General features: G+C 72.1%; 22 protein-coding genes and 1 pseudogene. 7 read left to right on the top strand and 16 right to left on the bottom strand.

Features of this window, described 5'->3' with window-relative positions; all coding sequences use genetic code 11:
- Positions 1 to 139 precede the first annotated feature (139 nt).
- Positions 140 to 1,807 carry a serine/threonine-protein kinase gene (locus ACGFIS_RS26325; RefSeq protein ID WP_392898360.1) on the top strand — a complete coding sequence of 556 codons (1,668 nt, stop codon included), beginning with the start codon at positions 140 to 142 and terminating at the stop codon, positions 1,805 to 1,807.
- Between the two features lie 79 nt (positions 1,808 to 1,886).
- Here ACGFIS_RS26325 and ACGFIS_RS26320 read toward each other — a convergent pair whose 3' ends face one another.
- The 8 genes from ACGFIS_RS26320 to ACGFIS_RS26285 are packed head-to-tail and all read right to left on the bottom strand — an operon-like array spanning position 1,887 to position 10,370.
- Entirely contained in the window at positions 1,887 to 2,726 is an 840-nt protein-coding gene (locus ACGFIS_RS26320; RefSeq protein ID WP_392972883.1) for an ATP-binding cassette domain-containing protein, read from the bottom strand.
- Positions 2,723 to 3,781 carry an ABC transporter permease gene (locus ACGFIS_RS26315; RefSeq protein WP_392898366.1) on the bottom strand — a complete coding sequence of 353 codons (1,059 nt, stop codon included), beginning with the start codon at positions 3,779 to 3,781 and terminating at the stop codon, positions 2,723 to 2,725. The genes ACGFIS_RS26320 and ACGFIS_RS26315 overlap by 4 nt, the downstream gene beginning before the upstream one ends.
- Complete coding sequence (locus ACGFIS_RS26310; protein ID WP_392898369.1) at positions 3,778 to 4,767, bottom strand: sugar ABC transporter substrate-binding protein; 990 nt, start codon at positions 4,765 to 4,767, stop codon at positions 3,778 to 3,780. Before ACGFIS_RS26310 ends, ACGFIS_RS26315 begins: the two co-directional genes overlap by 4 nt.
- A 48-nt stretch (positions 4,768 to 4,815) precedes the next feature.
- Positions 4,816 to 6,666, bottom strand: coding sequence for a 3D-(3,5/4)-trihydroxycyclohexane-1,2-dione acylhydrolase (decyclizing) (gene iolD, locus ACGFIS_RS26305; protein ID WP_392898372.1), 1,851 nt, complete (start codon positions 6,664 to 6,666; stop codon positions 4,816 to 4,818).
- Entirely contained in the window at positions 6,663 to 7,520 is an 858-nt protein-coding gene (gene iolB / locus ACGFIS_RS26300; protein WP_392898375.1) for a 5-deoxy-glucuronate isomerase, read from the bottom strand. The genes iolD and iolB overlap by 4 nt, the downstream gene beginning before the upstream one ends.
- Complete coding sequence (gene iolC, locus ACGFIS_RS26295) at positions 7,517 to 8,452, bottom strand: 5-dehydro-2-deoxygluconokinase (RefSeq protein ID WP_392898378.1); 936 nt, start codon at positions 8,450 to 8,452, stop codon at positions 7,517 to 7,519. The genes iolB and iolC overlap by 4 nt, the downstream gene beginning before the upstream one ends.
- Positions 8,449 to 9,300: a TIM barrel protein gene (locus tag ACGFIS_RS26290; protein ID WP_392898381.1), complete on the bottom strand. Its 852-nt coding sequence runs from the start codon at positions 9,298 to 9,300 to the stop codon at positions 8,449 to 8,451. Before ACGFIS_RS26290 ends, iolC begins: the two co-directional genes overlap by 4 nt.
- Positions 9,297 to 10,370, bottom strand: a complete 1,074-nt coding sequence (locus tag ACGFIS_RS26285; RefSeq protein WP_392898384.1) for a Gfo/Idh/MocA family oxidoreductase — start codon at positions 10,368 to 10,370, stop codon at positions 9,297 to 9,299. The genes ACGFIS_RS26290 and ACGFIS_RS26285 overlap by 4 nt, the downstream gene beginning before the upstream one ends.
- Before the next feature lie 178 nt (positions 10,371 to 10,548).
- Between ACGFIS_RS26285 and ACGFIS_RS26280 the strand changes: the two genes are divergently transcribed.
- On the top strand, positions 10,549 to 12,060 hold the full coding sequence (locus ACGFIS_RS26280; protein ID WP_392972881.1) for a nitroreductase/quinone reductase family protein: 1,512 nt from the start codon (positions 10,549 to 10,551) through the stop codon (positions 12,058 to 12,060).
- 49 nt (positions 12,061 to 12,109) lie between these two features.
- Here the strand turns inward: ACGFIS_RS26280 and ACGFIS_RS26275 are convergent, their stop codons facing one another.
- On the bottom strand, positions 12,110 to 12,595 hold the full coding sequence (locus ACGFIS_RS26275; RefSeq protein WP_392898389.1) for a VanZ family protein: 486 nt from the start codon (positions 12,593 to 12,595) through the stop codon (positions 12,110 to 12,112).
- Positions 12,596 to 12,714: 119 nt separating this feature from the next.
- Positions 12,715 to 15,111 (bottom strand): endopeptidase La, encoded by a 2,397-nt coding sequence (gene lon, locus ACGFIS_RS26270; protein ID WP_392972879.1) that lies wholly within the window; start codon positions 15,109 to 15,111, stop codon positions 12,715 to 12,717.
- Positions 15,112 to 15,297: 186 nt separating this feature from the next.
- Here lon and ACGFIS_RS26265 point away from each other — a divergent pair, with 186 nt between their 5' ends.
- The 3 genes and pseudogenes from ACGFIS_RS26265 (at position 15,298) to ACGFIS_RS26255 (ending at position 16,982) form a co-directional block, all read left to right on the top strand.
- Complete coding sequence (locus tag ACGFIS_RS26265; protein ID WP_392972877.1) at positions 15,298 to 15,459, top strand: hypothetical protein; 162 nt, start codon at positions 15,298 to 15,300, stop codon at positions 15,457 to 15,459.
- A gap of 277 nt (positions 15,460 to 15,736) precedes the next feature.
- Positions 15,737 to 15,976, top strand: a pseudogene (locus ACGFIS_RS26260) (MFS transporter); the annotation flags it as partial.
- A 109-nt stretch (positions 15,977 to 16,085) separates the two neighbouring features.
- Positions 16,086 to 16,982 carry an MFS transporter gene (locus ACGFIS_RS26255; protein ID WP_392972875.1) on the top strand — a complete coding sequence of 299 codons (897 nt, stop codon included), beginning with the start codon at positions 16,086 to 16,088 and terminating at the stop codon, positions 16,980 to 16,982.
- 640 nt (positions 16,983 to 17,622) lie between these two features.
- Here the strand turns inward: ACGFIS_RS26255 and ACGFIS_RS26250 are convergent.
- The 4 genes from ACGFIS_RS26250 to ACGFIS_RS26235 form a co-directional block, all read right to left on the bottom strand.
- The gene (locus ACGFIS_RS26250) at positions 17,623 to 18,546 is read right to left on the bottom strand and encodes a GNAT family N-acetyltransferase (RefSeq protein ID WP_392898401.1); all 924 of its coding nucleotides are present in this window, start codon (positions 18,544 to 18,546) and stop codon (positions 17,623 to 17,625) included.
- A gap of 77 nt (positions 18,547 to 18,623) precedes the next feature.
- Positions 18,624 to 18,953, bottom strand: a complete 330-nt coding sequence (locus ACGFIS_RS26245; RefSeq protein WP_392972873.1) for a DUF3817 domain-containing protein — start codon at positions 18,951 to 18,953, stop codon at positions 18,624 to 18,626.
- A 49-nt stretch (positions 18,954 to 19,002) separates the two neighbouring features.
- Positions 19,003 to 19,359, bottom strand: a complete 357-nt coding sequence (locus tag ACGFIS_RS26240; RefSeq protein ID WP_392898406.1) for a hypothetical protein — start codon at positions 19,357 to 19,359, stop codon at positions 19,003 to 19,005.
- A 75-nt stretch (positions 19,360 to 19,434) separates the two neighbouring features.
- A complete protein-coding gene (locus ACGFIS_RS26235) occupies positions 19,435 to 19,572 on the bottom strand; it encodes a hypothetical protein (RefSeq protein WP_392972871.1) in 138 nt (45 codons plus the stop codon).
- Between the two features lie 360 nt (positions 19,573 to 19,932).
- Here ACGFIS_RS26235 and ACGFIS_RS26230 point away from each other — a divergent pair, with 360 nt between their 5' ends.
- A complete protein-coding gene (locus ACGFIS_RS26230; protein ID WP_392898412.1) occupies positions 19,933 to 20,475 on the top strand; it encodes a methylated-DNA--[protein]-cysteine S-methyltransferase in 543 nt (180 codons plus the stop codon).
- 14 nt (positions 20,476 to 20,489) lie between these two features.
- On the opposite strand, the gene ACGFIS_RS26225 is transcribed toward ACGFIS_RS26230, so the two are convergent.
- The gene (locus ACGFIS_RS26225) at positions 20,490 to 20,972 is read right to left on the bottom strand and encodes a Uma2 family endonuclease (protein ID WP_392898415.1); all 483 of its coding nucleotides are present in this window, start codon (positions 20,970 to 20,972) and stop codon (positions 20,490 to 20,492) included.
- Positions 20,973 to 21,096: 124 nt separating this feature from the next.
- On the opposite strand from ACGFIS_RS26225, the gene ACGFIS_RS26220 reads away from it, so the two are divergent.
- Positions 21,097 to 21,672 (top strand): TetR/AcrR family transcriptional regulator, encoded by a 576-nt coding sequence (locus ACGFIS_RS26220; protein ID WP_392972869.1) that lies wholly within the window; start codon positions 21,097 to 21,099, stop codon positions 21,670 to 21,672.
- Here ACGFIS_RS26220 and ACGFIS_RS26215 read toward each other — a convergent pair.
- Complete coding sequence (locus tag ACGFIS_RS26215) at positions 21,669 to 22,577, bottom strand: oxidoreductase (protein WP_392898419.1); 909 nt, start codon at positions 22,575 to 22,577, stop codon at positions 21,669 to 21,671. The genes ACGFIS_RS26220 and ACGFIS_RS26215 overlap by 4 nt on opposite strands.
- Positions 22,578 to 22,673: the final 96 nt, after the last annotated feature.

The following is a 22,673-nucleotide window of genomic DNA, read 5'->3' as shown; positions in this document are numbered from 1 at the left end:
GTGGGGGCCACCCGACGCCCCGGACGGCCGCCGGCCGCCCGCCCGCGGAAGCCCGCTGTGTCCGAAGAGTGATCAACTTGCCGGCCGCCCGCCGCGTCACACGGGTGCAGACTCCGGAACGAGCCTTGAGGAGCGGCCTGTGACGCAGTGGAGGGTGTCGGGATTCGAGGAGGTCAGGGAACTCGGGCGCGGCGGGCAGGGACGTGTCGTCCTCGCGCGGCACGCCGAACGCGGTGTCCACGTCGCGATCAAGTACCTGCCCGAAGGAGCCGACCCGGACGCGCGGGAGCGGTTCCGGCACGAGGCGCGGATGCTGGGCCGCGTCGACGACCCGCACGTGGCGCGGCTGTACCGGCTCGTCGAGCACGACGGGGAACTGGCCATCATCATGGAGGCGGTGAACGGCGTCTCGTTCAAGGAGATCCTCGGCCGGTACGGAACCCTGGAGCCCGAGGCGGCGCTCACCGTTTTGAAGGGCTCGCTTCTCGGCCTCGCCGCCGCCCACGCCGCGGGGGTCGTGCACCGGGACTACAAGCCCGCCAACGTGATCGTCCCCGCCGACGGACGCAGCAAGCTCATCGACTTCGGCGTCGCCACGGCCGAGGGCACCGCGTCGGGGGCGGGCACGCCCCTCTACATGGCGCCCGAGCAGTGGCGCGGCGAGCCCGCCGGGCCCGCCACCGACGTCTACGCCGCGACCTGCGTGTTCTTCGAATGCCTGACGGGGCGCCGCCCGTACGGCGCCGGCGACCGGGCGTCGATCATGGCGGGCCACCTGTCCGGGGACATCCCGGCCGACCAGGTCCCCGAGGCGCTGCGCCCGCTCATCACCGCAGGCATGGCCAAGGAGCCGGCGTCGCGGCCACCGGGCGCGGCGGCGTTCGTCCAATGGCTGGACGAGCTGGCGCGGGCGGCGTACGGGACCGGCTGGGAGTCCAAGGGGGTGCGCGTCCTCGCCGGGAGCGCCGTCGCGCTCACCGCGCTGTTCCCGCTCGCCGCCGCCGGCCTCGCCCCGGCGGGCGCGGGCGCGGCGGGCGCGGGCGCCGGCGCGGGATCGACCGGTGTGCTCGCCGCCATCGGCACCAAGACGGCCGCCGCCATCGCGGGCACCGCCGTCGTCGGCTCGGCGGCCGGCGGCGTCGGCGCATACCAGGCGTCCAGGCCGGAGCCGCAGCACACGGCCGCGGTGCGGGCGACTCCGGCCCCGTCCGGTGATCCGCTGCGCATCGGGAAGATCACCGTCCGCGCCCCCGCCACGTGGAAGACCCACCCGATGCGCAACCGGGACACCTCCTCCCCGGACGACTCGCCACCGCCCGACAGCTACTACGTGGCGACCGCGAAGAACTGCGACTACATGCGGCGATGGGGCGGGGCCGGTCCCAGCTCGTCCTCGTGCCGGGGGTTCTTCGTGCTGGGCCCCAGCTTCTTCGCCCGGCCCTCCGCGTACATCGCCAACCCGTACAAGACCACCGACACCTACGGCGTGCTGTTCGGCCAGGACGAGGGGATGAACTGCCCCCGGCACGAGGACCTGCGGGCCGTGGGCGTCGGACACGGCGCCACGCGAACGGCGAACCGGCTCGCCGCCATCGGCTCGAAGAAGGCGGAATACCACCAGTGGCGCGTCCCCTGCTACACGCGCGCCCCCTCCCCTGACGACCCGCACGGCTACGGCCCCACCCGCAGGACGGGCTCCGCCTACACCGAACGCCTCTGGTACCTGCCGCAGTCGCGCATTCTGATCGTCGACCTCTGGGACACTCCGAACCTCGAACGAATCCTGGCGGACGCCGAATGGGCGTGACCCCACTGACGGAACCGCCACGGCCCGCACCATCGCGCGGCCAGGAGGGCCGGGGCGGGCGGGCTGTGGCGCCGGGTGTTCAGTCGTCGGTGAGGCCCAGGGTTTCGGCCTCCTTCGTCAGGCGGGCGGCGGCGGCCGATGAGCCCGCCGCGTCCAGTTCGTGAGCGAGTTCCTCGAGTTCGCTGCCTCCGGCCATGAGGGCGGTCAGTTCCTCGCGGGTGATCTCGTCCTTGGGGTGGTAGCCGATGCTCTGGCCCCGGTTGAGGATCAGGAAGCGGTCGCCGACCGGGTAGGCGTGGTGCGGGTTGTGGGTGATGAAGATGACCGCGAGCCCCCGTTCGCGCGCCTGGACGATGTAGCGCAGCACGACCCCGGCCTGTTTGACGCCGAGGGCGGCCGTGGGCTCGTCCAGGACGAGGGCCCTGGCGCCGAAGTAGACGGCGCGGGCGATGGCCACGCACTGCCGTTCGCCGCCGGAGAGGGTGCCGATGGGCTGGTTGACGTCGCGGAGGTCGATGCCCATCGCGGCCATCTCACCGTGGGTGGTGGAGCGCATGAACTCGACGTCCATGCGGCCGAAGCCCTTGCGCTTCTCCGACCCGAGGAAGAAGTTGCGCCAGACCGGCATCAGCGGGACGACCGCGAGGTCCTGGTAGACGGTCGCGATGCCGTGGTCGAGGGCGTCGCGGGGCGAGCTGAACGCGACCTGCTCGCCCTGCACCTCGTAGGTGCCCGTGTCGTGGCGGTGCAGACCGGCGACGATCTTGATCAGGGTCGACTTGCCCGCGCCGTTGTCGCCGAGGACGCAGGTGACCTCCCCGGCGGACGTCTCCAGGCTCACGTCCCGCAGCGCGATGACGTTGCCGTAGTTCTTGCCGACGCCGCTCAGCCTGATCAGCGGCGCGTCCTTCGCGGTCACGAGGCGCGCTCCACTCTGCGCCGGACGATCAGGTTCACCACGGTGGCGATGAGCAGCATCGCGCCGAGGAAGAACCGGAACCAGTCGGGGTTCCACTCGGCGTACACGATGCCCTTGTTCGTCATGCCGAAGATGAACGCGCCGATCGCCGCGCCGATCGCCGATCCGTAGCCGCCGGTCAGCAGGCACCCGCCGATGACCGCGCAGATGATGTAGAGGAACTCGTTGCCGACGCCCTCCCCCGACTGGATGGTCGCGAACGCGAACACCAGGTGCATCCCGGAGAACCAGGCACAGAACGCCACGCCCATGAACAGGCCGATCTTGACGCGGGCGACCGGGACGCCGACCGCGCGGGCGCTGTCGGCCGAACCGCCCACCGCGAAGATCCAGTTGCCGATGCGGGTGCGCAGCAGGATCCAGGTCGCGACCGCGACGAACAGCAGCCACCAGAACACCGTGATCTTGATCCGGAAGTCGAGGACGCCGATGTCGGAGGCGAAGATCGCGCGGGCGGTGTCGAAGCCGTCCATGTCGCGGACGGAGTCGCTGGCGACGTTGCCGGTGAGGGCCTTGGTCACGCCGAGGTTCAGGCCCGCCAGCATGAAGAACATGGCGAGCGTGATGATGAAGCTCGGCAGCTTCGTCCAGTTGTAGAGCAGCCCGTTGATCATCCCGAGCGCCAGCGTGAGGACGAGCGAGATCACCACGCCCGCCCACACGTTCAGCGTGAACTGGTAGGCGGTCAGCGCGGCGATCAGCGCCGCGGACGTCACCATCACCCCGGCGGACAGGTCGAACTCGCCGCCGATCATGAGCAGCGACACGCCGACCGCCATGATCCCGAACGTGGAGCTGGCGTACAGGACGGTCGAGAACGACCCGGCCCGCAGGAACGCGTCCGCGATGACCGCGAAGAACGCGAACAGCGCCACCGCGCCGAGCAGCGCGCCGAGCTCCGGGCGGCCCAGCAGCCGCCGCAGCGGCGACTGCCGGGCCAGGCGCTCGTCGGGGCCCGGGTCGGCCACCGGCGGCTCGGTGACCGCGTGGGTCACCGGGTCCCCCGGTTGGCGAACTCCTCCAGCCCGGCGGCGTTGTCCTTGGTGACGATCGCCGGGCCGGTCAGCACGGGACGGCCCCCGCCGAGGACGTTGCCGTTGTTCTTCAGCAGCCACAGGGCGTCGACGGCCTCGTAGCCCTGCAGGTACGGCTGCTGGTCGACGGCGAACTCGATCGCGCCCGACTTGAGCGAGGCGATGAGGTCCTTGTTCAGGTCGAACGTGCCGATCTCGGCCTTGCTGCCGGTCTCCTCGACGGAGTCGACGGCCGTCGCGGCGAAGGGCGCGCCCAGTGTCAGGATCCCGTCGATGTCCTTGTCGGCCTGGAGCTTGGCCGTGATGGACGACTTGACGTCCGGCATGTTCGAGCCCTGGACGAACAGGTTCTCCAGGTCGCCGCCGAACGTCTTCCTCGCCCCGTCGCAGCGGGCCTCCAGGCCGACGTTGCCCTGCTCGTGGATCACGCACAGCGCCTTGGAGGCGCCGATCTCCCCGAGTTCGGTGCCGGCCGCCTCACCCGCGATCGACTCGTCCTGCCCGAAGTGCGCGACCACGCCGAGCTGCGCCGACTCCTCCTGTCCGGAGTTGATCGACATCACCGGGATCTTCGCGGCGGCGGCGCGGGCCAGGACGTCCTTCATCGCGTCGGGCTTGGCGAGGGTGACGATGATGCCGTCGACCTTCTTGTCGATCGCGGCCTGGACGAGCTGGGCCTGCTTGCCGCCGTCCGGGTCGGCCGAGTACAGGAACTCGACGTTGTCCTTGGCGGCGGCCGCCTTGGCGCCCTTCTGGACGATGTCCCAGAAGGTGTCGCCCGGGGCGGAGTGCGTCACCATGGCGATCTCCAGCCGGGGGCCGGCGCCCTGGGTGTCCTCCTCGGACTCCTTGCCGCCCGAGCCGCTGCAGGCGCTCAGCGCCAGCATTCCCGCGGCGGCCAGGACCGCCAGGCTCGTGGACGATCCACGCGCGAAAACGCCTCTCATCGGATGTGTTCTCCGTTTCTCCCCGAATGGTCGGTCTGAGGGAGTTGATCACAGATGGTGGCGGCGTGCGCGCCGATCCCCCTCATAACGGGCACGAGCCTCCCTGGTGGCGTCGAGCGCCGCCACCTCCGCGACCGGGACGTCCCACCATGCCGCACTGTCGGGGGTGCCTGCCAAGGGGTCCGTCTCAATGTGGATGACCGTCGTCCGTGCGGCCTTCCTCGCCTCGCCGAGCGCGTCGCGAAGGCCGGCGGCGGTGGACGCGCGGATCACGTCGGCGCCGAGGCTGGCGGCGTTGGCGGCCAGGTCGACCGGGAGCGGGCCGCCGTCGAGGCCGGTGCCGGTCCGGGCGCGGTAGCGGGTGCCGAACCGCTCCGCGCCGACCGATTCCGACAGGTTCCCGATGGAGGCGTAGCCGTGGTTCTGGACCAGCACGACGATCAGCTTGATCCCCTCGGCGACGGCCGTGGTCAGCTCCTGGGCCATCATCAGGTACGACCCGTCCCCGACCAGGACGAACACCTCGCGGTCCGGGGCGGCCATCTTCACGCCGAGGCCGCCCGCGATCTCGTAGCCCATGCAGGAGTAGCCGTACTCGACGTGGTAGCCCTTGGGGTCGCTCGCCCGCCACAGCTTGTGCAGGTCGCCCGGCATGGATCCGGCGGCGCACACGACGACGTCCTGCGGGCCGCCGGCCTCGTTGACGGCGCCGATCACCTCGGACTGGGCGGGCAGCCTCCCGTTCCGGGACGCGTACGCCCGGTCGACCTTCGCGTTCCAGTCGGCTGCGAGGGCCTGGGCTTCGTCTCGGTAGGCGCCGGCGACTCCGTAGCCGTCCACTGCGGCGTTCAGGCCCCGGATGCCTTCCCGGGCATCGGCGACGACGGTGATGCCGGCGAGTTTGGCGGCGTCGAACCTCGCGACGTTGAGGTTGACGAACTTCACGTCCGGGTTGGCGAACAGGCTGTGGGACGCGGTGGTGAAGTCGCTGTAGCGGGTGCCGACGCCGAGGACGACATCGGCCTCGCGCGCGAGAGCGTTCGCCGCGGTCGTGCCCGTCGCGCCTATGGCACCGACTGAACAGGCATGGTCCCAGGGCAGAGCGCCCTTTCCGGCCTGGGTTTCGGCCACGGGGATGCCGGTGCGTTCGGCGAAGGCGCGCAGGTCGTCGGTGGCCCGGGAGTAGATCACGCCGCCGCCCGCGACGATGAGGGGACGTTCGGCGCCGTGCAGGACGGCGGACGCCTCCTCCAGCGCGGCGGGTTCGGGCACAGCGCGCGGGATACGCCACACACGGCGGGCGAACAGGTCGTCCGGCCAGTCGTGCGCCTCCGCCTGGACGTCCTGTGGCAGTGCCAGCGTGACCGCGCCCGTCTCCGCCGGGTCGGTGAGGACGCGCATCGCCGCCATCAGCGCACTGGGGAGTTGCTCAGGACGGTTGACGCGGTCCCAATACTTCGAGACGGGCTTGAAGCAGTCATTGACGGAAACGTCGTATGACCGGGCGTCTTCCAGCTCCTGCAACACCGGGTTGGCTGGACGCGTGGCGAAGACGTCACCCGGCAGAAGCAGAACGGGCAGCCGGTTGATGGTGGCGAGGGCCGCACCCGTCACCATGTTGGTCGCCCCAGGCCCGATGGACGTCGTACAGGCGAAGGTGGCGAGCCGGTCGTTCATCCGGGCGTATCCCGCCGCGGTGTGGACCATCGCTTGTTCGTTGCGGGCCATGTAGTAGGGGACGTCGTCGGCATGCTCCAGCAGCGCCTGGCCGACGCCCGCGACGTTGCCGTGGCCGAAGATGCCGAAGCAGCCCGCGAAGAACCGCCGCTCGTCCCCGTCCCGCTCGCTGTACTGGGCCGCCAGGAACCGCACCAGCGCCTGCCCCGCCGTCAGCCTCATGGCCGTCCCTCCGGTGAGGTCAGCGGCAGCCGCGGATCGACGGGCCGTCCGGCCCAGGTGTCGCGGATCCAGGCGTGCGCGGGGTCGTCGCAGATCCGCCACGCCCGCTCCGGCGACGGCCCGGCCATCACGTTCAGGTAGTACAGGTCATGGCCCGGCGGAGCCATCGACGGCCCGTGCCAGCCGTGCGGGATCAGGACCGCGTCGCCGCTGCGCACCTCCGCGAGCACGTCGATCGGGCGTCCCGGCGACCCGTAGACGCGCTGGTAGGCCATGCCGCCCCGGGCGACCTCGAAGTAGTAGATCTCCTCCAGGACGGCCTCGTCCGGCGTCTCCTCGTCGTGCTTGTGCGGCGGGAACGACGACCAGCAGCCGCCCGGCGTCAGCACCTCGCACGCGATGAGCTTCTCGGCGAACGGGAAGCCCTCCGGCGTGCCGAAGTTGTTGACCTGCCGGCTCGCCGGCCCCGCGCCGCGCAGCTCGACCGGGACGTCCCGGGCGGGGCCGTAGCGCGGCGTGAGCCGGGCCTCGCACCGGGCGCCGGCCAGCGCGAACCGGCCGCGTCCGCGCACCGTGACCCGCGCGTCCCGCGGTACGTAGGCGAAGTCGCTGACCCGGCTGAAGACGTCGTCGCGGCCGTCCAGCCCGAAGCGCTCGCCGTCGCACTCGACGGCGCACGACCCGGCGAGCGGCAGCACGATGGTCTCGAAGTCGCCGGTCTCGAACTCGTGCGAGCCGCCGTCCGGCAGTTCGAGGACGCGCAGCGCCGAGTGGATCCATCCGGCCGACTCGGGGGTCACGACGAGCCCGTACGGCTCCTCGGCGGCCGTCCCCGCGGGCAGGTGGTACTTCATCGCCGCTCCTCAAGGAGGTCTTCCACTTCGTCCGGCGTGGGCATCGCGGCGGAGCAGGCGATGCGGGACGCGACGATCGCGCCCGCGGCGCCCGCGAACTCGATCACCCGCCGCAGTTCCCAGCCCGCAAGGAGGCCGTGGCAGACCGCGCCGCCGAACGCGTCGCCCGCGCCGAGCCCGTTCACGACGTCGACCTTGACCGGCGGCACCTCCACGACCTCGCCGGCCGTGGCGGCGAGGACGCCCTCCGGCCCCATCTTCACGATGGCGAGTCCGGGGCCGCGGTCGAGGATCGCGCGGGCGGCGGCGCGCGGCTCGCGCTCCCCCACCGCGACCGCGCACTCGTCCAGGTTCCCGACCGCGACGGAGGCGTGTTCCAGGGCGAGCCCTGCCCAGTGCGGGGCCTCAGCGGGGTCGGCCCAGAGCATCGGCCGGTAGTCGAGGTCGATGACGGTCTGCCCGGGATGTTCGGCGAGCGCGGTCAGCGTCGCCTCGCGGCTGGGCTCCTGCGACAGCCCGGTGACGGTCGCCCACATGATGCGGGCTTCGCGGATCGCCCCGAGGTCCAGTTCGTCCGGGTGGATCTCCAGGTCCGGGGCCTTGGGATAGCGGTAGAAGTACAGCGGGAAATCGTCCGGGGGAAAGATCTCGCAGAACGCGAGCGGCGTGGGCAGCCCGGGGACGGCGGTGACGAACCGGTCGTCGACGCCGTACCCCTTGAGCGCCTTGTGCACGAACCGTCCGAACGGGTCGTCTCCGGTGCGGGTGATGACGGCGGCGCGGCGGCCGTGCCTCGCCGCGGCCACCGCGACGTTGGCGGGGCTGCCGCCGAGGTACTTCCCGAACGTCTCGACGTCCTCCAGTGGCACGCCCACCTGGTCCGGGTAGACGTCGACGCTCACCCGTCCCATCGTGATGAGGTCGAAGGTCATCGGGCCACTCCGGCGAGGAAGTCCAGGCTCCTGCGGACGTCGTCGAACGGTCCGCCGCCTTCTGGGGGCTCTTCGGTCAGGACGGTGTCCTGTTCCATCACGTACCAGCCTTCGTAACCGGCGCCGTCCAGAGCACGGATGATGCCGGGGATGTCGATGTCGCCCTCCCCCAGTGGCCGGTACAGACCGTCGCGTACCGCGTCCGTGTAGGCGACGTCGCCGTTGAGCACCCGGTCGGCGAGCCCTGCGTCCACGTCCTTCAGATGGACGTGCGCGATCCGCTGCGCCGCGAAGCGCGCCAGCCACACCGGGTCGGTGCCGCCGACGAGCAGGTGCCCGGTGTCCAGGCACAGCGGGACACTGCTGCCGCCCAGCACCCGCTCGACCTCCGCGCGCGACTCCACGACCGTCCCGACATGCGGATGCAGGGTGACCGGGCGGCCACGGGCGGCGGCGCGCAGGGCGATCGCGTCGAGGTTGGCCAGCAGCGTCGACCACGCCTTGGTGTCGAGGGCGGGCCGCCCGTCGTAGCCGTCGAGACCGGTGGCGGCGGCCAGGATGAGGACGCCGTCGACGCGGTCCAGCGCACGGTCGATCTCCGGCATCGGGTCGTACGCCGGATCGTGCAGCACGACCGGGACGAACGCCCCGACAAGCCCCAGCCCGTGGGAGGCCAGCAGCTCGTCCCTCGCCCGCGTGCCGCCGGGCAGGAAACCGTCCGGCCCCAGCTCCGTCGCCGCGAGGCCGAGAGCGCGCATCTCGGCGAGGACCCGTCCCGGCTCCATCTGATGGCCCCACCCGGGGACCTCGCACACGCCCCAGGAGATCGGCGCGGCCGCGATCCTCATCGCCGCACCTCCTCGGTCCCGACGATCCGCCCCTCCCGCAGGGACAGCTCGCACGCCTCGGCGAGGTAGAAGGCCTCCAGCGCCTCCTCGGGCGGGCACGGGTTGCCGCGGCGGCCGGCCACCACGTCCACGAAGGCGCGGAGCTCGGCGTCGTAGGCGTCGGCGAACCGCTCCATGAAGCCTCCGTAGACGTGCCTGGGCTCACCGCCCGGCCCCGCTCCCGGCCCGGCTCCCGGCCCGGCTCCCGGCCCGGCCGCGGCCTTCGGTTCCTCGTGCTCGGGCAGGACGGTGACGGGCGTCCGGTCGTCCATGCCCGCGACGATGCTGTCCTTGGACCCGAACAGCTCCAGCCGCGAGTCGTACCCGGCGGCGTTGTAGCGGGTCGCCGACACGAGCCCGAGCGTCCCGTCGTCCAGGACGAGCAGCGCGGACCCGGTGTCGATGTCGCCGCACTCGCGGAAGAAGTCGTCTCCCCGGTTGGCCCCGGAGGCCATGACCCGGACGATCTCGCGCCCGGTCACGAACCGGATGAGGTCGAGGTCGTGGATGACGCAGTCGCGGAACAGCCCTCCGGACGTCGGGACGTACTCGGCGGGCGGCGGCGCGGGGTCGAAGCTGCACGAGCGGACGGTGTGCAGCCAGCCGAGCCGTCCCGACGCCAGCGCCTCGCGCGCCGCCGCGTTCCCCGCGTCGAACCGGCGCTGGAACCCGACCTGCACCGGAATTCCGGAGGTGGCGGCCGCGGCCACGGCTTGGAACGTTCCATCAAGATCCGAGGCAAGCGGCTTCTCGCAGAACACGGGGACCCGCGCGGCCACGGCCCGCTCCACCAGGCCCGCATGCGCGTCGGTGGCCGCGGCGACGATCAGGCCGTCGAGGCCGCTGGAGAACAACTCCTCGACCGCGTCCAGCGCCGCGACGCGGGAAGAGCGGGGCAGGCGGGCGGCGAGGTCGCGGGCGCGGCCGGGATCCGCGTCGGCGACGCAGAGGGCCTCCACCTCGGGCAGTTCACACAGGGCGGCGGCGTGGCGCGCACCGATGCGCCCCGCGCCGGCCAGTCCGATCTTCATTGATCCCTCCCGGTCGGCGGTCAGGTGACTCACGAGTGTGATGGAGCGTTCCAGGAGCGTCAACGATCGGTTGTGCGCGTTCCCGGTATTGGAGGTGTCCGAAATCGAACCGGTTACTCTTGGGAGGTGAAGTGCAAGGACTGTCGTCCGGACGTGACCAAGCGCTAGTTTGTCCTCCATGCGGGTCTTCGTCACCGGCGCCTCCGGGTTCGTCGGTTCCCACACCGTGCGCGCGCTGCTCGCCGCCGGGCACCGCCCGCGCGCGCTGGTCCGCGACCCCGGGAAGGCGGCCGAGGTCCTGCAGGCGATCGGCGTCGCGGCCGGGGACGTGGAACTCGTCACCGGCGACATGCTGGACGAGGACGCCGTGGCCGGGGCACTCGACGGCACCGACGCCGCGATCCACGCCGCCGCCGCGATCGGCGTGACCGGCTCCGCCGGCGACCTGGTCGACGTCAACGTCCGGGGCACCCGCAACGTGGTCGGCGGAGCCGTCGCCCGCGGACTCGACCCGGTGATCCACGTGTCGACGATCGGCGTGTTCGTCCCGCCGTCCGCCCCGGTCATCACCGCGAACGGCTCCCTCGCGAGCCCCCGCACCGGTTACGGCAGGTCGAAGCTGGCCGCCGAGGAGTACGTACGCGGACTCCAGTCGGACGGCGCGCCGGTCACGATCGTCTACCCGGGCGGCGTGTTCGGCCCGAACCAGCCCACCCTGGACGCGCTGATGGAAGGGCTCGCCGCCGCGCTCGGCAAGGTCTGGCCGCTTCCGGGCGGCGGCGTCTCCGTGATCGACGTCCGCGACCTCGGCGAGGCGCTGGCACGTTCCGTGCAGGCCGGGCAGCCGCCGAGCCGCTGGTTGCTCGGCGGCCACTACCTGACCTGGCCGCAGTACGCGGACCTCTGCGACCGGCTCACCGGCGTGAAGTGCCGCCGCGTGCCCGTCCCGAGCCGCGTCATGCTGGGCCTCGGCTCGGCGCTGGACGCGGCCAAGCGGGTCCGCCGCTTCGACTACCCGCTCACCCGCGACGCCGCCGAGTTCATGGTCACCCTCGTCCCCACCGACGACCGTCCCCTCCTGGACGCGCTGAACCTCACCCTGCGCCCGGTCGAGGAAACGGTCGCCGACGGCCTCCGATGGCTGGCCGAGACCGGCCATCTGAAACCCCACCGGGCCGGACGGCTCGCCCCCAAGGAGAAACCGATGCCGACACTCATCCAGCGCACCTTCGGACCGGTCTTCCAGCGGGTCTCCGGCGCCGAATGGTTCTCCAGGGTGGGGCCCAAGGTCGTCCCGCCCGTCGACCGGGCTCTGCACAAGGCGACCGGCGGCCGCCTCCTCCTCGGTCAGCTCCTCGTCCCGAGCATCGTGCTGACCACGACCGGCGCGGTCAGCGGCCTCCCCCGCCGCACGCCGCTCGCGTGCCTGCCCGGCGACGACGGCGGCTTCGTCGTCGTCGGCTCCAACTTCGGCCGCGAGAAGCACCCCGCGTGGACCGGCAACCTCCTTAAGAACCCGGAGGCCGAGGTCAGCTTCCAGGGCCGTTCCGTCCCCGTCACCGCCCGCCTTCTGGACGACGCCGAACGCACCGAGATCTGGCCCCGGCTGACCGCCGTCTGGCCCGTCTACGACCAGTACGTGGAACGCACCACCCGCCAGCTGCGCGTCTTCCGCCTGACCCCCCGCTGACCCCTGCGTCCCCCTCGCCGAGCGCCGGCGGGCGGTTCGCCCCGTCGTCTCAGTCGCCGCGGACGCCCTTGGAGAGGCGGCGGCCCAGGAGGAGATAGGCGATCACGACGCCGGTGACGTTGAGGATGACGTCGTCGACGTCGAAGGCGCGGCCCATGACGAGGGCTCCCTGCACCATCTCGATGGCGAAGGAGAACATGCCGGCGAGGAGTGCCAGGCGGATCGGGCCGCGGAGGGTCGTCCAGACGATCGGAAGAAGCACGCCCAAGGGCGCGAGAAGCGCGAGGTTGCCGCCTATCTGGAGGAATGCCTCCTTGGTGGGACGGTCCAGGTAGAAGCGGAGCGAGCGGCCGGGATCGGTGTTCCCGCCCGCCTGGCCGTTGTCCTGGACGGGCGTCAACGTCAACTTGAAAGCGAAGAGGAAAAAGACGCCGAGCGCGCCCAACGCGATGGCCACAACGACCACGCGCAGAGCGATCACGTACCAGGGGACCTTCTTGCCCTTCGCTGCGGGCTGCCACATCTCCGTCAACACCCGGCGCATGGTCCCCCGCCCGTCGCCGCCCATGCACGACCGGTGATACGGCAGGACCGAAACTCGGGTTGACGTCGAACGCCCGCGCCGGGACGAGCCCGGCGCGGGCGTTCCGTGCGTCAGACCGCCACCGGCGTGGTGGCCGGCTCCAGGGCCAGGTCCAGCACTTCGCGGACGTCGCTCACGGCGAAGACCGTCAGGTTCTCCAGCACCTCGGCCGGAACGTCCTCAAGGTCCGGCTCGTTGCGCTTCGGGACGATCGCGGTGGTGATGCCGAGCCGGGACGCGGCCAGCAGCTTCTGCTTCAGGCCGCCGATCGGCAGCACCCGCCCGGTCAGCGACACCTCACCGGTCATCGCCACGTCCGAGCGGACCGGCCGCCCCGACAGCAGCGACGCCAGCGCCGTCGTCATCGTGATGCCCGCGCTCGGCCCGTCCTTCGGGATCGCACCGGCGGGCACGTGGACGTGCACGCCGCGGTCCTTCAGGTCGCCGACCGGCAGCTCCAGCTCGGCGCCGCGCGAACGCAGGTAGCTGAGCGCGATCCGCGCCGACTCCTTCATCACGTCGCCGAGCTGCCCGGTGAGCGTCACGCCCGTGTCGCCGGTCTCCTTGTCGGCCAGCGACGCCTCGATGTAGAGGACGTCGCCGCCCGCGCCGGTGACCGCCAGGCCCGTCGCGACGCCCGGCACGCCCGTCCGCCGCTCGTTCCGGCTCAGCTCGACCTCCGGCGTGTACCTGGGCCGACCCAGATAGTCCCTGAGGTCGTCCGCACCGATCGAGACCGGCAGGTCCGCCTTCTCCATCGCCACGTTCGCGGCGACCTTCCGGAGCACCCGCGCGATCGACCGGTCCAGCGACCGGACGCCCGCCTCCCGGGTGTACTCGGCCGCCAGCAGCCGCAGCGCGTCGTCGCCGAAGCCCACCTCGGACGCCTCCAGCCCCGCCTTGTCGAGCTGGCGCGGCAGCAGGTGGTCGCGGGCGATCGTGACCTTCTCGTGCTCGGTGTAGCCGTCCAGCTCGACGAGCTCCATCCGGTCGAGCAGCGGCGCGGGGATCGCCTCCACCACGTTCGCGGTGGCGAGGAAGAGCACGTCGCTCAGGTCGAGCTCCACCTCCAGGTAGTGGTCCCTGAACGTGTGGTTCTGCTCGGGATCCAGAACCTCCAGCAGCGCCGCCGTCGGGTCGCCCCGGTAGTCGGCGCCGACCTTGTCGACCTCGTCCAGCAGGACGACCGGGTTCATCGAACCGGCCTCGCGGATGGCGCGGACGATCCGTCCCGGAAGCGCGCCCACGTACGTACGGCGGTGGCCGCGGATTTCGGCCTCGTCCCTGACTCCGCCCAGGGCGACCCGGACGAACTCGCGTCCCATGGCCCGCGCGACCGACTCGCCAAGGGACGTCTTACCGACGCCGGGAGGGCCGGTCAGGGCCAGAACCGCACCGCTCCTGCGGCCGCCCACGACGCCGAGGCCCCGGTCCTCACGCCGCTTGCGCACGGCCAGGTACTCGATGATGCGCTCCTTCACGTCATCGAGCCCGGCGTGGTCGGCGTCCAGGATCTCCCGCGCGCCCGCGATGTCGTAGGCGTCCTCGGTCCGGTCGTTCCACGGAATGTCGAGAACGGTGTCGAGCCAGGTGCGGATCCAGCCGCCCTCGGGCGAGGCGTCCGACGACCGCTCCAGCTTGTCGACCTCCTTCAGCGCCGCCTCGCGCACCTTCTCGGGCAGGTTCGCCGCCTCGATCCGGGCCCGGTAGTCGTCCTCCTCGTCGGCGGGGTCGCCGTTCAGCTCGGCCAGCTCCTTGCGGATGGCCTCCTGCTGCTGGCGCAGCAGGAACTCCCGCTGCGTCTTCTCCATGCCCTCCTGGACGTCCTTGCGGATCGTCTCCGCCACGTCCAGCTCGGCCAGATGGTCCCGCGCCCACCCGATCACCAGGGTGAGCCGCTCCACCACGTCCGGGGTCTCCAGGACCTCGATCTTCTGCTCGTCCGACAGGTACGGCGCGTAGCCGGCGTTGTCGGCCAGGGTGGACGGGTCGTCGATCTGCTGCACCACGTCCACGACCTGCCACGCGCCCCGCTTCTGCAGGATCACGCTGACCAGGCTCTTGTACTCCTTCGCCAGCTCCTGCGCCCGCCCGGACGCGGGCGGCGCCTCGATCGCGGTGCCCTCGACCCACAGCGCCGCGCCCGGCCCGGTCGTCCCGGTCCCGATCCGCACCCGCTGCACGCCCCGGACGACCGCGCCCGGCTCACCGCCGGGCAGCCGCCCCTCCTGCTCGACGACGCCCAGCGTCCCGATGCCGGCGTACTGCCCGTTCAGCCTGGGCACCAGCAGCACCCGCGGCTTGCTCACCGACCGGATGCCCGGCCCCTTGGACTGGGCCGCCGCCCGCGCGGCCTCGATGGCCGACCGGACCTCACCGCTCTCGGACAGGTCCAGGGGCACCACCATGCCCGGCAGAACGGCCCCGTCGTCCAGGGGCAGCACCGGCAGCGTCAGGGTCTCGCTCATGCTCAGCTCCAAGTCCGTACGTCGACCCAACGGCAAGTTGAGTCATCCACACTCAAGAAAACGGAGCAGCATTTTGTTTCCTCAGCAACGTTCGCTCTCAGCGATCACATCCACCGGGGCGTCCCGCCGTCCACGTGCGACGAGCCGGGATCGCGCGTCCGCGGCCGCCCTTGACACACTTCCCTGATGATCGACCTGACCGACGAGTTCCTCACGCCCACGCCCACGCCCACGCCCACGCCCGGGACCATCTCCTACTGGCCAGCCGGACTCGACCATCCGGTCGCCGGAACCTGGAGCCTGCGCTTCGAACCGGGGCGCCTCACCGAAACCGCAAAGCAAGCCTGAACGAGATCGCCTGCAGGCATCCGGACCCCGCTACGACGCCAGGATTGAAACGGGGTTGCGGTGGTTACGGGGGGTATGCGATCTTCGGCGTGATGTTCCGGCTCCGGTTCTGGAGGCAGATCGTGTACACGGGTCTCGGCAAGTCCACGACCGGCGCCTCGGCGGCGGAGCGCACCACGGCCTAGCCGGCACCGCGCTCCTCGACGCCGAGGCGAATCCCGCGCGGGGGTTCTCCCCCGCCGCCTCGATCCTGCCGCGTCGAATCGATGGAGCATCCGTGTCCTCGCATGCCTCGCAACCCGTTGGCCTCAGCCGTCGGGTGATCTTCCTACTTGCTCTGACCTGCGGCGTCGCCGTGGGGAACATCTACTTTCCGCAGGCGGTCAGCCCGCTGGTCGCGTCCGGCCTGGACGTGTCGCCGGGGACGGCCGCGCTGGTGGTGACCGCGGCGCAGTTCGGGTACGCCGCGGGGAACTTCCTGCTGGTGCCGCTCGGGGACCGGTTCCCGCACCGGCCGCTGATCGTGGTGATGCTCGTCGTCACCGGGATCGGGCTGCTGGGCGCGGCGGGCGCCCCCCGGGCTGCCTGCGCTGGCCGGCGCCAGTGCCCTCGTCGGGATCACGACCGTGGTCGCGCAGGTCATCGCGCCGATGGCGGCCGGGCTGGTAGCCGACGACCGGCGCGGCGCGGTCATGGGGACGCTGCTGTCGGGGTCGATCGGCGGCATCCTGCTGGCCCGCACGTTCGGCGGGATGATCGGCGAGTGGCTCGGCTGGCGGGCACCGTACCTGGTCTCCGCCGCGGTCGCCCTGTGCCTGGCGGCGGCGCTGGCGTTCGCGCTGCCCGCGACCGTCCCGCCGTCGAAGCAGTCGTATCCCGCGCTGCTGGCCGAGCCGCTGCGGCTGCTGCGGCGTGAGCCGGAGTTGCGGCGGACGTGCTTCTACCAGGCGACGATCTTCGGCGGGTTCCAGGCCGTCTGGACGGGCGTCGCGCTCCTGCTCACCGGGCCCGTCTACGGGTTCGGGGCGCAGACCGTGGGGGTGCTGGCCCTGGTCAGCGCGGGCACCATGATCGCCACGCCCATCGCCGGACGGCAGGTCGACCGGCGGGGCTCCGATCCGGTCGGCCTCGTCGCCATCCTCGGGACGATCGCGGCCGCCGGGGTGCTCGCGGCCGGCGCCGCGGGCGGGCGGTCCGGGCTGGTGGCGCTCGCCGCGGGGACACTCCTGCTGGACGTCGCGATGCAGTCCGGCATGGTCGCGAACCAGTCCCGGATCTTCGCATTGCGGCCGGAGGCCCGGAGCAGGCTCAACACGGCCTACATGACCTGCTCCTTCCTGGGCGGGAGCACCGGTTCCTGGCTGGGGGCCGCGGGCTACTCCCGGTACGGCTGGACGGGCGTCTGCGCGCTCGTGGCGTTCCTGGCCGTCCTCGCCCTGGCCCGCCATGTCCTGCGCCGCCGTCCCGCCGCGGCGGAGCGGGTGCCGGGCAATGCGGAGGCAAAGTCCGCTTCGCGATCATGATTCTTTGCGGCGGGCCGGTTTACGTGCGCATGACGCGCGGGTACCTAACGCATCAGGTTCGTGACACAGAGTGAGCGAGAAGGCCTCGGGGCGGCAAAGCCCCAGGTCGGGAAACGGGAGGGACCGGGATGCACCGCACGGAGCGTGAGACCCGCGTCGTCCCCGCGCCCCCGTCCCCGCGCGGCCCGGCCCGTACGGCCGAGGGCGATCGCGGCGCGCTCCACCGCGGCCGGCACCGTCCCCCAACGGGTGCCGCGGGCGGGGCGGGCGGCGATACACCTCGGGTCCTCGGCCGTACCGGTCCAGCCGGGCCCTTCGACCATCCCCGGACCCCGGTGCCGCACGCCCCCGCGGCACCGGCGTCCCCCACGAGCCGGGCCGGCGGCATCACCCGAGCCGTGCCGCCGGCCCGGCCGCCGTCACCGGGGCGCCGTTGCGGCGCCCTCCCCCGAGCGCCGGACGGGTCCCCCGGCCGGCCGGAGCGGAAGGGAGGTGGGAACCAGTCCTGAGCCGAACCGGCGCAACGCCGGTGAACACAGGCGGCCGGAACCTCCGTCCGACCCCCGTCCCGGCCGCCGACGCAGTCAGGGATCGCTGCGGAGCCGGGCCCGTGGAGGCGTCACGCCCCCGCGGGCCCGGTTCACAGTTTCCTGCGCCAGACCTGCCCGTGGACGACGTCCCCGAAGCGTTCGACCGGGGGCTCCTCCTCGTCCAGGACGAATCCGGCCCGTTCGTAGAGGCGGTGCGCCGGACGCTGCAGCGCCGTCGTCCACAGCATGATCTCGGAGTATCCGGCTTCGGCCGCGAAGCGGACGCACTCGCCGACCAGCGCCGCCCCGATGCCCATCGCGCGGGCGTCCGGCTCGACGTGCAGCAGCCGGAGCTGCGCGACGTCGCCGGCGCTGCGGACGCAGAAGACGCCGCCCACCCGCATGCCGCCGGATTCGGCGATCCAGGCGTTCTCCCGTTCCGGATCATGGTTCTGCACGTAGTCGGCGACGACCTCGGCGACGAGGGCCTCGTAGGTGCGGTCCCAGCCGCATTCCCGGTCGTAGAGGGCGCCGTTGCGCTCCACGATCCAGCCGAGGTCGCCGGGGCGCAGCGGGCGCAGGACGAAGCCGTCCCCGCGCGGGCGGTCGCCGAGGATGCCGTGGACGGAGCGCATCGCGGCCAGGAGGCGGCGCCGGTCATCGGCGGGCAGCCCGTCCAGCAGCGCGCGGATCTCGGCGACGGACCGCTCGTCGAGCATGGCGAACACCTCGCGGCCCCGCGGCGTGAGCCGGACGATCTGCCGGCGCGCGTCGCCGGGCGCACGTTCGCGCCCGACCAGCCCGTCGGCCTCGAAGCGGGCCAGCATCCGGCTGAGATAGCCGGCGTCGAGGTCGAGGGCGCGGCGCAGGGCGAGGACCTCGGTGTCGTCCCGCTGGGCCAGCTCGAAGATCACCCGGGCCTCGGTGAGGGAGTACGGCGTCTGGACGAGGCCTTCGCCGAGCACGCCGATCACCCCGGTGTAGAACCGGTTGAACGACCGGACCGTGCCGATGTCCCCGTCGGTCACCGCCATGCCCGCCTCCCAATGTTTGACTCAGTCAAACATTAGTCGACCCGGCGGCGGTCATCCAGTCCCTTGAGGAACGGCCGTCAGGCGCTCGCCTCGGCCTCGGCCTTCGCGCCGCCCAGCTCCCGCGCGTCCTGCACGATCCGGCGCTCGACGAAGAACGTCATCAGCGGGACGATGCCGCCGAGCACGATCACCGCCATCCTGCTCAGCGGCCAGCCGGTGCGCCGCCACAGGTCGTACGCGACCGCGAGGTAGACCATGTAGAAGAAGCCGTGGATCGGCGAAACGACGGCCACCATCTCCGGCATGTCGGTCGGCCCGTACTTCAGGACCATGCCGATCGTCAGCAGCACCAGCAGCGTGCCGACCACCAGCGCCAGGATCCGGTACCTGGTCACCGCGCCTTCCACAGATCACACCTTTCGTCGACGGCCCGCACGGGCGGCCCGTGCGGACGGGTCAGCGGCGTCCGCCGCTCTCGGAGTTCAGCCGCGCGAGGTAGCGGTTGTAGGCGGCGAGGGCGGGATCCTCGTCCTCCTGCTGCCGGATGATCCGCCGCGTGATCTCCGCCTCCGCGGGCTCCTCGATCACCGCGGGCGCCGGGGCGGCGCCCGATCGCTCGTCGCGGATCATCTTGACCCACATCACGACCACGAAGAGCGCGAAGATCGGCCACTCGAAGGTGTAGGCCCAACTGCGGTCGTTGCCGCTCTGGGCGCGGTCGTACTGCCACCAGCCGAAGCCGAGGAACGCGCCGCACAACACGATCGCGATCAGGTGCAGCCCGAGCCAGCCTGGGGTGAGGAACCGTCGCACACCCCCGAGCCTACCCTCGGCCCGGTGGAGTGCGGCCACGACCCCGTCCGGGCGCATGGACGGCCCGCGCGCCGGTCACCCGGCGGGAATCGGCGGCCCGGTGAAGACGGCGCGGGAACGCAGCGGGCCGCCCCGGCCGTACTCCTCCAGCGCGTGCGCGAGCCACCCTGCGGTGCGCGCGACGGCGAAGACCGCCTCCCCCGCACCCGGCACGAGGCCCGCGACCGCACCCAGGGTCGCCGCCCATCGCCCGACTTGTAGACGGTGTGCCCGAACCCGGGGATCCCAGGCCGGCGATCAGGGCGCGTCCGGGCGCGGTGACGGTCTCAGGGTCGAGGTGGTGACGCAGCGGGTCGGTCGCGGCGAGCGCGGCCACCCGCGTCGCCGAGACCACCGGTGCCAGGGGCACGATCCCGGCCGTCGCGGACGTGGCGTCCCGGGGCGGCTCGAGCCGCCTGGTCAAGGAGTCCGCCCGGCTCCACCGCACCCACGCAACGTGAGGAGCCGCAGCGGTGTTGAAGAAGATGACGGATCCGCATGGGACGCTGAACACTCCGGAAGGAGCGCCGCACGATGACCGAGACCCTCGCGTTCGGCACGGTCGACACCGTGCTCGGCCGCCTGCTCATCGCCGAGACCGAGACGGGAGTCGTCTCCCTGCACTTTCATGACACCCCCGCCGCCCGTGCCCGCACGGCCAAGGCGACCGGCCTGCCCGTCGTGGACGCTCCGGGCCGCCCGGCCCCGGCCCTGTCGGCCCTCCGCGACTACTTCGCCGGCGACCTGAAGCGGTTCGAGGTCCCGATCGACTGGCGGCTCACGTCCGACGTCCAGCGGCAGGTCCTGTCGACGCTGCACGACTCCGTCCCGTACGGGCAGGTCATCACCTACGGCGGCCTCGGCGACCGCAGCGGCACCGGCGTCCACGCGCAGGTCATCGGCCAGGTGATGGGGAGCAACCCGATTCCGCTGATCGTCCCCTGCCACCGCGTCGTCGCCTCGAACGGCCTGGGCGGCTACAGCGGCGGCTCCGGCGTCGAGGTCAAACGCTGGCTCCTCACCCTGGAGGGCGCACTCCCCGCCACCCTCGACTGGGACCTCACCCGCGCCCCCTGAGCCCCACGGCGCCTTCAGACGCCGGGCCGGCGCGGTCCCACGAGAATCGCCGGGTCGAACGAGACCTCGAACGGCTCCGACAGCCGCAGAGTCCGGCCCGCGCACACCCGGTCGGCCTGCACGTACTCGGCGCCCTTGAGCACGAGCACCTCGACGCAGGGCGCCCCCTCACCGATCAGCTCGACCCGCAGAAACGTGGGAATCCCTGCGGCCGCATACATGCGGGGCTTGTCGGTGAAGTCCCGCATGCGATTCCGCTTTCCCGGGCTGACCACCTCGGCCACGAGATGTATCTCGCCGGGATCCAATGCCACGGTAGCGGCCTGCATGGCCTCGGCGTTGCCGAGCACCACGTCCGGGGTCGCCCCCTCCCCCGCACACGGGACGTTGGCACCCTCGGTGATGTCGAAGTCTTCCGGTGCGGCGGCGATCAGGATGCGCGCCAGACGCCCCGTACAGAGCTGATGGCTAATCGCTGTCATGTGGGTGTGATCCACAGGCGATCACACTGGGCGTTCGCTCGGTTACGTCGAGAGACCCGGACTCTAGAGGATCTGTCAGCCAGATGCGCCGGGAGTCGAAACTTACCTACGGATAGTCGGGAATCGTAGGATGGGGGGCGTGCCGAGGATCAGTGAGGCGACCGTCGCGGCGCATCGGGCGCGGCAGTTGCGGACGCTGCTGGACGCCGCGCGGGCGCTCGTGGCGGAGGAGGGCATCGAGGCGCTGTCGCTCGCGGCGCTGGCGAGGCGGGTCGGGCTGTCGCGGCCGGCCCTGTACGAGTACTTCCGGTCGAAGGACGATCTCGTCGCCGCGATCGTCGAGGAGGAACTGCCCCGGTGGGCGTCCCTCGTCGAGGACGCGCTGACCGGTCCCGGTGATCTGGACGGCAAGGTCGAGGCCTACATCCGGGTTCAGCTCGGCGTCATGACCGACGGGCGGCATGCCGCCGCGGTCGCCTTGGCCGAGCATGCGCTGGCCGAACCGGCCCTTGAGCGCATCCGGGTGGGGCACACGATGCTGCTGCGTCCGCTCGTCACCGCCTTGGAGGACGGCGGCGTCGCCGAGCCGGCGCTGCGGGCGGAGCTGATCCAGGGGCTGGTCGATACGGCCGCGCGCCTCGCGCAGCGTGCGCCGTCGGACGCCGGGACCGTCATCGCTGCGACGCTGGCCCAGGCCACCGCGGGGCTTCGCTAGGCCTTCTCGTAGGTGACGTCGGTGAGCGTTTCGGAGATCTCCCAGAGGCGTTCGGCCTGGGCGGGACGGTTCGCCCGCGGAGGCGTGACCACTTCGGTCGGGGCGCCGCGGTACTGGAGCAGGCGCGGGCCGTAGCAGGCGCCGCCGTGGACGTCCGGGGCGGTGGCGGCGTAGAGGGACGGCAGGGCGCCCGCGGCGGCGGACTGGGCCATCACCGCGTTGCCCAGGCCGGCGGCCCTCTCCATCAGAGGGCTGCCCTGCATCCTGGGGCCGGTCTGCTGGAGGTTGGTGGCGGCGTAGCCGGGGTGGGCGGCGACGCTCGTCACCTCGGGGACGCGGCGGTCCAGCTCCCGGGCGAAGATCAGGTTGGCGAGCTTGGCCTGGCCGTAGGCGGACCACTTGCGGTAGCGGCGCTCGCCCTGCAGGTCGTCGAAGTTCAGCCGGCCGGACCAGGCGAACGCCGAGGTGAGCGTGACCACGCGGGGGGACGGGGCCGACCGCAGCGCGGGCAGCAGGAGGCCGGTGAGGGCGAAGTGGCCGAGATGGTTGGTGCCGAACTGCATCTCGAAGCCGTCGGCGGTGGAGCGGCGCGGGATGGCCATGACGCCGGCGTTGTTGACCAGGATGTCGACGGGCGCGTCGCCGTACCGGGCCGCGAACTCCCGGACCGACGCCAGGTCGGCGAGGTCCAGTGAGCCGAGGACGAGGTCGGCGTCCGGCGCGGCGGCCTTCACCCTGTCGAAGGCGGCCTGGCCGCGTTCGGCGCTGCGGCAGGCCAGCACGACGGACGCGCCGTGCCGGGCGAGCTGGAGAGCGGTGTGGTAGCCGATGCCGCTGTTGGCACCGGTGACGATCGCCCGCCGGCCGTGCAGATCGGGGATGTCTCCGGTCGTCCATCCGCGCATGGGCACCTCCACGTCATATCGCGACTTCACAAGCTAGACGACCCGGCCGCGCCGCGCAGCCGGGCGTCCACGAAAACGGACGGCGAATGCGCCGTG

Source organism: Spirillospora sp. NPDC048824, assembly GCF_043198455.1.
Taxonomy (GTDB): domain Bacteria; phylum Actinomycetota; class Actinomycetes; order Streptosporangiales; family Streptosporangiaceae; genus Spirillospora.
This window is presented reverse-complemented; position numbering and strand designations above follow the sequence as displayed.

What these genes read in the sequence shown, in the direction of transcription:
- ACGFIS_RS26310 (WP_392898369.1), bottom strand. Translation starts at nt 4,767, where the DNA reads ATGAGAGGCGTTTTCGCGCGTGGATCGTCCACGAGCCTGGCGGTCCTG.
- iolD (WP_392898372.1), bottom strand. Translation starts at nt 6,666, where the DNA reads ATGAGGCTGACGGCGGGGCAGGCGCTGGTGCGGTTCCTGGCGGCCCAG.
- iolB (WP_392898375.1), bottom strand. Translation starts at nt 7,520, where the DNA reads ATGAAGTACCACCTGCCCGCGGGGACGGCCGCCGAGGAGCCGTACGGG.
- iolC (WP_392898378.1), bottom strand. Translation starts at nt 8,452, where the DNA reads ATGACCTTCGACCTCATCACGATGGGACGGGTGAGCGTCGACGTCTAC.
- ACGFIS_RS26290 (WP_392898381.1), bottom strand. Translation starts at nt 9,300, where the DNA reads ATGAGGATCGCGGCCGCGCCGATCTCCTGGGGCGTGTGCGAGGTCCCC.
- ACGFIS_RS26285 (WP_392898384.1), bottom strand. Translation starts at nt 10,370, where the DNA reads ATGAAGATCGGACTGGCCGGCGCGGGGCGCATCGGTGCGCGCCACGCC.
- ACGFIS_RS26280 (WP_392972881.1), top strand. Translation starts at nt 10,549, where the DNA reads ATGCGGGTCTTCGTCACCGGCGCCTCCGGGTTCGTCGGTTCCCACACC.
- lon (WP_392972879.1), bottom strand. Translation starts at nt 15,111, where the DNA reads ATGAGCGAGACCCTGACGCTGCCGGTGCTGCCCCTGGACGACGGGGCC.
- ACGFIS_RS26265 (WP_392972877.1), top strand. Translation starts at nt 15,298, where the DNA reads ATGATCGACCTGACCGACGAGTTCCTCACGCCCACGCCCACGCCCACG.
- ACGFIS_RS26250 (WP_392898401.1), bottom strand. Translation starts at nt 18,546, where the DNA reads ATGGCGGTGACCGACGGGGACATCGGCACGGTCCGGTCGTTCAACCGG.
- ACGFIS_RS26230 (WP_392898412.1), top strand. Translation starts at nt 19,933, where the DNA reads ATGACCGAGACCCTCGCGTTCGGCACGGTCGACACCGTGCTCGGCCGC.
- ACGFIS_RS26215 (WP_392898419.1), bottom strand. Translation starts at nt 22,577, where the DNA reads ATGCGCGGATGGACGACCGGAGACATCCCCGATCTGCACGGCCGGCGG.